This window comes from Mesobacillus boroniphilus JCM 21738, assembly GCF_000517385.1.
Lineage (GTDB): Bacteria > Bacillota > Bacilli > Bacillales > Cytobacillaceae > Mesobacillus > Mesobacillus boroniphilus.
This window is the reverse complement of sequence record NZ_BAUW01000113.1, coordinates 1-9,829: the sequence shown is the minus strand read 5'-3', so window position 1 is coordinate 9,829 and position 9,829 is coordinate 1. Positions and strand designations below refer to the sequence as shown.

The window sequence follows — 9,829 nt, the reverse complement described above, 5'->3', positions numbered from 1 at the left end:
CTGCACCTTCTCCTTTCTTTTCATTACTTTTTCATTTTTTCTATATCTTCTTCCGCTTCTTCCAATGCTTTTTCAGGAGATGTTTTTCCTAATAGGGCATTGTCGATATGCGGGTTCAATCTGCTATGATAATCTGGGTACTCAACTGGCACCGGGAACATTTTTGTTTGCTCCAGGTTTTTGACAGCAGCTTCGTAGACCATCTTATCCGGTCCTTCGAGTTCATTGAGGCTGCCTCAGCTGCTTCAATGTTCGCTACATTGTCATAGTTTTTAACCGACCAGTACTTCTGAGCTTCAACATCCGTTAGATACTTAATAAAGCCCATAGCTTCCTCTGGATGTTTCGCACCTTTCGGAATTTCAACAACGAATCCGCCGCCTTCAGCCCAGTTACCTGAACCTTCCTCGTTTGCTGGGATTGGCGCTACGCCAAAATTGACATCTTGGCCATAATCTCTTAATTGTGTATAGAATGTTCCTACATCAACCCACATTGCAACTTTTCCTGCAATGAATGGATTTGACTGTTCACTTCCGAATTCTGCCTGGAAACCTTGTACAGTTTTTTTCCCAAGGCGTTCCTTCCAATCAAGAATCCAATTAAAGGCTTCAACTTTTTTCGGTGTGTTGATTGCCAACTCTCCATCCTCAATAAAACCCTTGCCGCTATCTGCGTTTGTCATCCAGCTGGATGCCCCGACACTTCCCCATAAAGGATAGAATCCAACTCGTTCATAGTTATCGCCATTCTTAATATCTAACTTCTTTGCGTACTCTTCTAGCTCCGCCCAGGTTGCAGGCGGCTTCTCAGGATCAAGTCCCGCTTCCTTGAATGCTGTTTTATTGTAAAAAAGAAGGCGTGTGTCTATATTGAAAGGGACAGCGTAAGACTTTCCGTCATACTCGACAGTGTCCCATAAATGTTTGTGGAATTTTTGCTTGAAAGAATCATCTATATATTGGCTTAAGTCCTCTACCTGCTTGTTTTCAGCACGCTGGGCAACTGTATTGATGTCGTTGATAATGACATCCGCTGGATTACCTGCTGCCACTGATGCCAGGTTTTTTGTCCAAATATCGCCCCATGGCAGGAACGTGTGCTTAACGAATACCTTATCCTGTGATTTGTTATAATCATCGATTATTTTTTCAATGATCGGTCGTCGTGTCTCAGAACCCCAAAATGTCCAGAAATCGACTACCACTTTTCCGTCTTTCGTCTTTTCTGCATCAGCTTTTTGCTCCACAGAGCAACCAGCCAGCAAGCCAGTTAGCATAAAAACTGCAAGAATGAATGCCAAACCCCTTTTCATTTCTCTTCCTCCTGTATATTCAAGTTGCATAATAATCACAAACATCCTTTTACCATGTTCTTCGATTTACTAAACATAATTTGTAAGGATTTTATAAAACAGTAGAATAGTTACATAAAAAAACAGATTCAAAACTGAACCTGTTTTTCCATATCTTCAATCATATCATTGATTCTGACAGCTTTACTTGTCTCTACTTTATATACCCGTTGTTCTTTCACTCTTTTGATATATACATTTTCATCATTAACCCATAATTTACATTTGTCTGGTTTCCTGCCCTCATATATTAATAATAAATCAAAGGCGTTTTCCATCTTCGGTGCATTCTTTACATTGGTTCGGCCATTTACAGTTTTGTTCACTATTTCCAGCCAACCTGGTTCATCAATGATGGAAACTCCTTTTCTTGTCAGGTTCGAGTGGAGATTAAATTGTTCTGCAGAGTCAGATCTGGTAAGATACGTAATGACAATTTCGCTCGCTGCAAATATTTCAGCAGTATGGAGAGCGGCTGCTCCCTCCTGGGAAGGATTTTTGATTTCTGCCAGAAGGTATGCCGTACAAACTATTATCATCACAAATGTCAGGAGACTGCCTGTCCAATTTCTTGCTATGTAATGAACTGACCTCTCCGGCCGTCCGGTCCGAACGATTGTATTATAAGTTTTTCGCTTTTGGATTTCAGACCTTGGAATGTGGCTAAGGCTCTTGAAGTTATCTTCTAGTTCAAACGATTTCTTCAATGATTTCCCCTCTTCTCTTTAACTCTTTTTTTAAGGCTGCCATTGCCCGGGAAGTAGTGATTTTCACCTTGCTTTCGCTCCAGCCAAGGATAAGCGCCGTTTCCCTAATCGAAAATTCTTTGATTTTTCTTAAAATCAATACCTCCTGGTAGTTTAGTTTGAGGGCTTTGATCCCCTTGTAAAGGAGTGATGTCTTCTCCCTTTCACGATGATTTCAACCGGAGATGGCTGATGGGATTCGATGACATACTTATCCAGTGAAAAAAAACACAGCCTTCTTCTTCTTCTTAAATGGTCAATTGCAACATTACGTGCGATTTTCACGATCCATGTGAAAATCTGCGAATCACCGTTGAACTGATGAATATGCTTGTACACTCTTAAAAAAGTTTCCTGGGTTAAATCCTCTGCCACTTCTTTTTTACCGGTCAGTAATAGGAGATAGCCATAAACCTTGTCACTGTATTCCTCGTAAACCTTCTGGAAACGAATGCTGTAGTGATCGCTCAAAATTCTCCCCCCTTTTTACAGACAGTTAGACGAACAAACACAAAAAAAGAATCACATTTTTCTGAATATTTTTAATTTATTTAAAAATAACAATAATCCACTCTTTTTTCATCATTCTAATTGACTAACCCGCTATAAAATAAAAGTCGATATCGATAAACTCGAATCTTAGATTAAACCCAGCGCAAAAGAAAAGAGGCTGTTAACAGTCATCATGACCCTTACAACAGCCTCTTTCCATGTTTTTATTAGCGATAGCATGCGCAGCCGACGATGATCAAGAGAATAAACAGCACAACGATCAAAACAAAACCGCTGCCGTATCCAGCTCCTCCTACACCGCAACTGCCATATCCACAGCCTCCGCTGTATCCGTACATGATAAAACCTCCTAATGAAGTTTACTTATTCAAAATTTAGTAACCGAAACCCCAAGACGCTCCGATTATGATTAAAAGAATGAACAATACTACAAGCAGGGCGAAACCGCCACCATAGCCGCATCCTTCAGACATCGTAACAACCTCCTTTTTTTGTGTCCCTATATCCTATTCAGGCCGGGACATTTGTGCAATTAAACAGCGAAAAAAATACTAGCCCAATTAATAAAAGCGCAAGCGCCTTGATCAGCCCCGAAAAGCGCTGGAGGGCCTGACAGTGAAGTCGTTCTTTGACTTCACTGGCAGGACCGAAGCGTCTCGAGGGGGTAGGCGCTGGAGCTAGACACTCATCTAAATGTAAAAAGTTTATTTATTTAGTAAAAAAGGACGTCCTGAATAACAGGGACAAAAAAAGAGAACCTTGATTGGTCCTCTTCTTCGCAGATTATGCCTATCCTACTTTTACCTGACTTTCCTGTGTTTCGTTTAGAAATTCATATGTAATCAAAGGTTTGACCGGGATTTCCAGCCATCTCGAAACACCGTTATTATTCACTTTCTCCATGTACACTGGTTTGCAATCTTCCAGCAGACACAACCTTAATGTCTCGAAACCGCTCAATTCCTGTACCGCTTGCTCGATTTCTTTCTTCTCTTCCGCAGTCGCCAGTACATTCTCTTTTTTAGGCTCCAGAAGGACCACAATCAATTCCTTCCGCATCTGTTTTTCCAGCTCCATTCTTGCGAAAGCCAGTTTTTTCAGAGTCCTGTTCAACTGCCACATGCTGATCCCAGCTATTTTTTTATATATCATTCTAATTGCCTCCAGTTTTCCCCCAACTCTTATTCTAAAAGACAATTCGAATAAACGTAAGATTATATTAGGGTATGGAAAAAATTCCATGGATGTTTTTCCGGATTTGGGATGTCTTCGGACGAATTCACAAGAACGACACGGTATTTTGTCCGAACTTGCTGTGACTTCGGACAATTTCCCGAAGTTGAACCGGCGTTTTGGCCGAACCTGGTGTCAATTCGGACAAATTCACGCAGTTGAACCGGCGTTTTGGCCGAACCTGGTGCGGCTTCGGACTAATTCCCGAAGTTGAACCGGCGTTTTGGCCGAACCTGGTGCGGCTTTTGACTAAAATCATGAAGTAAACTTTAACACATAACAATAAAAAAGATTGCGATTTCGCAACCTTTTTAGGTTTTTTTATAAATCCAGTAAATATTTCGCGTATTTGGACATTCTGTCTTGTGTCCATTTTGGTGCTGAGACCATTTTGATATCAATATGCTCGAGGTTACCCATCTGACCGGCAAGGTGTTCGCGTGCGGATAGGGCAATATAATCAGCAAGCATGCAATCTTCATTCCTTGTAGTCATAACGATTTCAACATCTTTATCATCCTTGACACAGACTTCATAAACGAGGCCAAGGTTCACAATATCGACTCCAAGCATTGGTTCTTCTATTTCTTCAAGCATTTTATAAATTTCTTTTTTATCCATATTGAGTACCTCCTCCCACATTAGTCAGGTCAATTGTCTTGCTTACTTATATCATAAAAGATGCAGGAAAAATATTGGAGTGACACTCTTCACATTTCATATTTTTGTCATTATTAGAAGGATAATTTGTGTCAGTTTTTTAAAGAGAGTTTAATTCCCCTGAGAAAAGCAGGCTGACGTTATTCAGCCTGCTTACATTCAACCTATTACCTTTTCCTTATTCTGCATTTTTTTTAAATATAACAGTGTTTCTTTATCTGAAGATGTAGGTAGTTCATACATTGACTGATACTCCTCAGGCCCTTTACCAGTGATGAGGATCCATTCACCCCTCCTGGCGTTTTCCCATGCGTCTCTGATCGCCAAGGTCCTGTCTGTGATGACTCTTCCCTTGTTCATGCCAAATCGTTCGTTCAGTTCCTTTAATTCATTGGCCATCTCTTCTTCGGATATTCCGTTGAGGTCATCGAAGGTCAAGGTGAATTCATTACTCATTGCTGCCGACGCTTTTACCATATGCTCTCTTTTTGTTTTGTCCCGCTCTCCACGGAAACCAAAGATATGCTTTACCTTAACTGCCTCATGCTCTTGTGCAGCTTGCAGACAGTATTCAATCGCATCCTTAGTATGTGCATAATCAACGATGAAAGTTGCACCTTCTGGGTGAGAGATCATCTCGAACCTTCCAGGCACTCCCGGGAAAGATTTTAGTGCCTCAGCAATCATATCAGGACTGATCCCGATTTTTACGGCTGTCAAGAAGGCCATTGCAGCATTATAGACATTGTGCCGACCAGGGGAAGGAAAAGTCAAAGGGTAAGTGATTCCTTCCATTTGGATGTCAAATCTGCTTTCTCCATTTAGTTTAATGTCCTCGATTTTCAAATCGTGGATGTCATCATAACCAATTGAATATACTGGAATTTCTTTAGCTTTCAATATACTGTCCAGCCTGTCACCCCACTCGCCCAACCTGCTGACAACAGCCGAACCTTCTTTTTTCAAGTAGTTATACATCAATGTCTTAGCCTCGAAGTAATCTTCAATTGTCGGATGGTAATCAAGGTGATCATGGGATAAATTCGTGAACAGCCCATAATCCAGCTCAAGCCCTTCAATTCTATATTGCTTCAGGGCATGTGATGACACCTCCAAAACAACAAATTCATCATTGCTTTCCGAAATCAATTCCTGAATTTGTAAAGCATCCGGAGTGGTATTGGAAGGCTTGTACACTTCATTATTTATAATATAAGACACAGTTCCCAGAAGAGAGCAGCTTTTGCCCGCATGCTCAAGGATGTGCTTTAAAATGTAAGAAACGGTCGTTTTCCCATTTGTACCTGTGATGCCAATCACCTTATGCTTCCTCGACGGGTGTTGATAAAATGCGCTTGCTGCCCTTCCCAGTGCAAGCCTGCTGTCGAATACCTGAATATAAGGGACAGAAAGTTCAAGCTCATTTTCACCTATGACCGCTGCAGCACCGTTGTCTATGGCTTCATTGATAAAATGGTGGCCATCTATCTGGAAGCCTGTGATTGCAACAAAAAGATCCCCTGGCTTCACTTTCCGTGAATCCATCTGGATTCCAGACAAATCAGGGTCTCCATCATTCCTGTATTTTTTTAAACTGCTGCCGAGTTCTTCAAGTACCTTGGTTAATCTCATTTCCAAAACTCCCTTTTTAACATGCCTATAAATTCCACAGCCGGAATTAGAAATGTATATAATATGTCTCTTTTTATATTCCCCCAAATTTTAAAACTATGCCTCGTAAATGATACAAGATTTTCTTTTTAAAAAAATGAGTAAAAGGAAATAGAAATAAAGACCGGCAATTTAGCCAGTCTTTTACTAATCTTCCTATTTCACTTGGCAAACTGGGACAAGTATTTAAAATTCAGCCTGCTATGCTGCTGGAGCATAAAGGCGGAGGTAGTCGAGCCGTTTTTTCGAAGTGTATTAAGAGCTTTAATCATTTCCTCGGCTGTACCTATTCCTATACCATGTCCATAATATAATCCATTTCCAAGGACTACAGCATTTTCTCCTCGCCAAATTGGTTTATCAAAATCAGGATTCATGAAATAGACCACATCGCCAGGTATAAATTCATTCCCTTCTAACGTGATGATGGCCAAATCAGGGTCATAATTCCAATTCCAAACAAGCAGCCCTCTGAATAAATAGTTGAAATCCGGCAACCTTATTGAATCCAAAACAGCTTTGTAAAAAATGACAACCATGGCAGTTGAGCACTCGAAGGCATACTCCTGGCCATTTTCATAAATATCATTAATCGCATCAGAAGGCAGGACATTCGAATTCAACAAATAGCCCGTCGGCACTTTTGTCCAATAAACTGGGTTGAACCTTGAATATTTGAAGGAAGTAAAGGCTACTGAAGCCTCCTTAAGCTTCAATGCCGCGTCAATGATATTCTCCCTGAGATTTATTTCGAAAAGAAGCTGAAAGGTTGTGTCATACTCAAACATCGTCAGGCTATTGTCTAGTTCATTGTATATTTCCTTCTGTTTCCCAGACAGATTCTGCAGCTTCTGGCTGCTTGCCGAATCTGGAAACCGGATGATTATCATCACACTCCCCCTCCATATTCCGCTAATTAAACATACATTCTAACTATATGAAGGGGAATGGCTGAAAAGACATTGGACAGGAGTTTGAAAAAATAAAGGTTTCAATCACATTATAATTGCCTGTAAGGTACCTGGATTATGAAGTTACCAGCCTTCGACCTTTGAGTAAATCTTGACAAAAAGTTAATGGGATTAGTGGTTGTTTGTTTTAATTACCTGTAAAAGGGTATTTTTATTATAATCACAGCAATAAGGAGGCTTTTATCATGACAGATAAAAATATTAACGACGGTTCAGTTGAACAGGAGAAGAAAAAGGAACAAAACAAGGATATCGAGCCTCAAAGGGATCCTGTAAAACCTCAGGAAGAGTCGAATAGCAATAAAAAAATCATGTCCAAATGATAAATAGCGCAAGATTCAGCCTTTTAAACTCAAAGAGAGGTGAGTATCATGGGAAAGAAAAAGAACATTCCAGTTGATAATACTCAAAACATGGACAACCCTGAGCAATATGAAACCAGGACAGAAAGTCTTCATGACAAGTTTAAGAGTGAATTGACTGTGGACCCGATTCCGATGGAGGACTTGAACCAGGAAAAACATGAAGAAAAGGATGGGCATCATTCAAAGGATTCATCTTCAAGCGAAAAGAAGTACAATGTAGATTTCGACAATGATTTATAATATCTGCCCTGGGAATCCCAGGCTTTTTTGGTTTATGAAGCCTTAAAAAGAGAATATTAAAAACAAGCACCAAAAAAAGGAGGAATCTATATGGACAGTCAGAAGTTAAAAGAAAAAGTCACTCAGGTTCTCGGTGAATCAAAGGTTGGCACGCTGGCTACGGTCGTGGGAAATAAGCCGCACTCCCGATATATGACCTTTTTTAATGAGGATTTGACATTATACACTCCGACAAGCAAAGAAACGTACAAAGCCGAAGAGATTGAAAGGAATCCAAATGTTCATATCCTGCTCGGATATGAAGGTGAAGGAATGGGTGACGCCTATATCGAGGTACAGGGAAAAGCTTCAATCCGTGAAGATCAGTCAATTAAGGAAAAGTTCTGGAATGAGAAGATGCAGAAATGGATTGAGAGCCCTCAAGATCCTGATTACATTATTCTTGAAATAAAACCAGAAACCATTCGTTTGATGAACGATAATGGAAAACCAGAAACAATGAATTTATAATCACTGCAAGGAGATGGAGTTATTCCATCTCCGCCTTTTTTGGATGTTTTGTCAAACTTTTGTTGAATTTATATCGTAAATACGTATTGATATAAATATATTAATATCGTAATCTAATGGTAGATAATATTTGTGAATTATTTCACAAGTAATTACATATTAACTTGTCAGGCAATTATTATTTTTTTTACTAAAACATGTGAATTACTTCACAATAAACAACAAGAAAGAAGGAATAACAATGCAAACTCCAAAAGTAGTCATTTTAGGTGCAGGATATGGTGGGCTGATAACTAGCCGCCAGCTTGAAAAAACTTTGCGGAACGGCGAAGCTCAAGTTACTTTGATCAATAAACATGATTATCACTATATTTCTACTCAACTACATAAGACAGGTGCGGGAACTGCCCCGGACGAAAAAATCACCTTACATATCCCTGACCTTCTTAAGAGAGATAAAATCCAATTCAAAAAAGGCACAGTACAAGGTGTAGACTTTACTTCAAAAAAAGTCCAGCTCGAGTCTGGTGAATTTATCGATTATGATTACCTGTTGATTGGCCTTGGTTTCGATGTGAGTACGTTCGGTATTCCCGGAGTTGAAGAAAATGCTTTTAAAATCAAAAGTTTCAGGAGTACGAAGGCTATATACAACCATATGCTAAGGCAGTTCGCAGCGTATAAAGAGGACCTTGACCCTTCTAGACTGACTTTTGCTGTTGCCGGTGCGGGCTTTACCGGAATAGAAATGATTGGCGAACTTATAGAAGCAATGCCAAAACTCTGTCTCAAATATGATATACCTGTTTCAGCGACAAAAATTATCAATATAGAAGCGTCTGCATCCGTTCTGCCAGGATTTGATAAAGAGGCAATAGAATTTACGGAAAGCTATTTTAAAAAGAATGGTGTAGAGCTGATGACCGCTACGAAGATAATTGAATGTTCTCCAACTTCCATAACATTGGACAGCGGCGAAGAACTTCCTTCTAGGACATTGATCTGGTCAGGAGGTGTCCGAGGCAATACCCTTCTAGAAAAACTGGAGCTGCCTATTTCGAAGGGCCGCATCATCATTGATAAGTTTTTGCGGGTAAAAGGAATGGAAAATGTTTTTTGTATCGGGGACGCAGCGTTATTCATGAAAGACGATGGAACTCCACTCCCTCCGACTGCGCAGGTGGCCATCCAACAGGCAGAAGTATGCGGACCAAATTTAATCGCCAGCTTGAGAGGAGAACAACTCAAAGCATTTGAATACCACCACAAAGGGACAGTCGCTTCCATCGGTAACAAAGCAGCAGTTGGAAAAGTTTTTGGCTTGAAGATCAGCGGTTTATTCGCTGCCTTAATGAAGCAGGTGATCGAAGCTCGTTACCTTTTCGTACTCGGAGGACCAGGACTGGTCATCAAGCAATTCCTTAAGATTGGCAAGCCACATTCAGAGTTGGCTATTTCCAAACAAAAATAATTATTCAAGGAATTTCCGCCCAGGTTCTTATTAACCTGAACAAAAAGCGCAAGCGCCTCGCTCAGCCCCGACAAGCGTTGGAGGGCCGACCGGTG

General features: G+C 40.4%; 14 protein-coding genes. 4 read left to right on the top strand and 10 right to left on the bottom strand.

The window, feature by feature from the left end; genetic code table 11:
- Positions 1 to 115 precede the first annotated feature (115 nt).
- The 10 genes from JCM21738_RS19400 to tgl all read right to left on the bottom strand — a co-directional run bounded on the left by JCM21738_RS19400 (position 116) and on the right by tgl (position 7,067).
- Positions 116 to 1,315, bottom strand: coding sequence for an ABC transporter substrate-binding protein (locus tag JCM21738_RS19400; RefSeq protein WP_243463103.1), 1,200 nt, complete (start codon positions 1,313 to 1,315; stop codon positions 116 to 118).
- A 128-nt stretch (positions 1,316 to 1,443) separates the two neighbouring features.
- Positions 1,444 to 2,061, bottom strand: a complete 618-nt coding sequence (locus JCM21738_RS19395; RefSeq protein ID WP_023615165.1) for a hypothetical protein — start codon at positions 2,059 to 2,061, stop codon at positions 1,444 to 1,446.
- A complete protein-coding gene (locus JCM21738_RS26300) occupies positions 2,045 to 2,200 on the bottom strand; it encodes a sigma factor-like helix-turn-helix DNA-binding protein (protein WP_243463102.1) in 156 nt (51 codons plus the stop codon). The genes JCM21738_RS19395 and JCM21738_RS26300 overlap by 17 nt, the downstream gene beginning before the upstream one ends.
- 14 nt (positions 2,201 to 2,214) lie before the next feature.
- Positions 2,215 to 2,571: an RNA polymerase sigma factor gene (locus JCM21738_RS19390; RefSeq protein ID WP_243463101.1), complete on the bottom strand. Its 357-nt coding sequence runs from the start codon at positions 2,569 to 2,571 to the stop codon at positions 2,215 to 2,217.
- Between the two features lie 248 nt (positions 2,572 to 2,819).
- Positions 2,820 to 2,951, bottom strand: a complete 132-nt coding sequence (locus tag JCM21738_RS23580) for a YjcZ family sporulation protein (protein ID WP_023615167.1) — start codon at positions 2,949 to 2,951, stop codon at positions 2,820 to 2,822.
- Positions 2,952 to 2,987: 36 nt separating this feature from the next.
- Positions 2,988 to 3,086, bottom strand: coding sequence for a YjcZ family sporulation protein (locus JCM21738_RS23575; RefSeq protein ID WP_023615168.1), 99 nt, complete (start codon positions 3,084 to 3,086; stop codon positions 2,988 to 2,990).
- Between the two features lie 316 nt (positions 3,087 to 3,402).
- On the bottom strand, positions 3,403 to 3,765 hold the full coding sequence (locus tag JCM21738_RS19385; protein WP_023615169.1) for a hypothetical protein: 363 nt from the start codon (positions 3,763 to 3,765) through the stop codon (positions 3,403 to 3,405).
- Between the two features lie 402 nt (positions 3,766 to 4,167).
- A complete protein-coding gene (locus JCM21738_RS19380) occupies positions 4,168 to 4,467 on the bottom strand; it encodes a metal-sulfur cluster assembly factor (protein ID WP_023615170.1) in 300 nt (99 codons plus the stop codon).
- Positions 4,468 to 4,665: 198 nt separating this feature from the next.
- Positions 4,666 to 6,138 (bottom strand): UDP-N-acetylmuramoyl-L-alanyl-D-glutamate--2,6-diaminopimelate ligase, encoded by a 1,473-nt coding sequence (locus JCM21738_RS19375; RefSeq protein WP_023615171.1) that lies wholly within the window; start codon positions 6,136 to 6,138, stop codon positions 4,666 to 4,668.
- A gap of 200 nt (positions 6,139 to 6,338) precedes the next feature.
- On the bottom strand, positions 6,339 to 7,067 hold the full coding sequence (gene tgl / locus JCM21738_RS19370) for a spore coat transglutaminase TGL (protein WP_023615172.1): 729 nt from the start codon (positions 7,065 to 7,067) through the stop codon (positions 6,339 to 6,341).
- A gap of 266 nt (positions 7,068 to 7,333) precedes the next feature.
- Between tgl and JCM21738_RS19365 the strand changes: the two genes are divergently transcribed.
- From JCM21738_RS19365 to JCM21738_RS19350, 4 genes are all read left to right on the top strand, one after another.
- Positions 7,334 to 7,471 (top strand): hypothetical protein, encoded by a 138-nt coding sequence (locus JCM21738_RS19365; RefSeq protein ID WP_023615173.1) that lies wholly within the window; start codon positions 7,334 to 7,336, stop codon positions 7,469 to 7,471.
- Positions 7,472 to 7,519: 48 nt separating this feature from the next.
- Positions 7,520 to 7,753: a YczO family protein gene (locus JCM21738_RS19360; protein WP_023615174.1), complete on the top strand. Its 234-nt coding sequence runs from the start codon at positions 7,520 to 7,522 to the stop codon at positions 7,751 to 7,753.
- Between the two features lie 90 nt (positions 7,754 to 7,843).
- Positions 7,844 to 8,263 carry a pyridoxamine 5'-phosphate oxidase family protein gene (locus tag JCM21738_RS19355; protein WP_023615175.1) on the top strand — a complete coding sequence of 140 codons (420 nt, stop codon included), beginning with the start codon at positions 7,844 to 7,846 and terminating at the stop codon, positions 8,261 to 8,263.
- Between the two features lie 241 nt (positions 8,264 to 8,504).
- Positions 8,505 to 9,734, top strand: coding sequence for an NAD(P)/FAD-dependent oxidoreductase (locus tag JCM21738_RS19350; protein ID WP_023615176.1), 1,230 nt, complete (start codon positions 8,505 to 8,507; stop codon positions 9,732 to 9,734).
- The last annotated feature ends 95 nt before the right edge of the window (positions 9,735 to 9,829 follow it).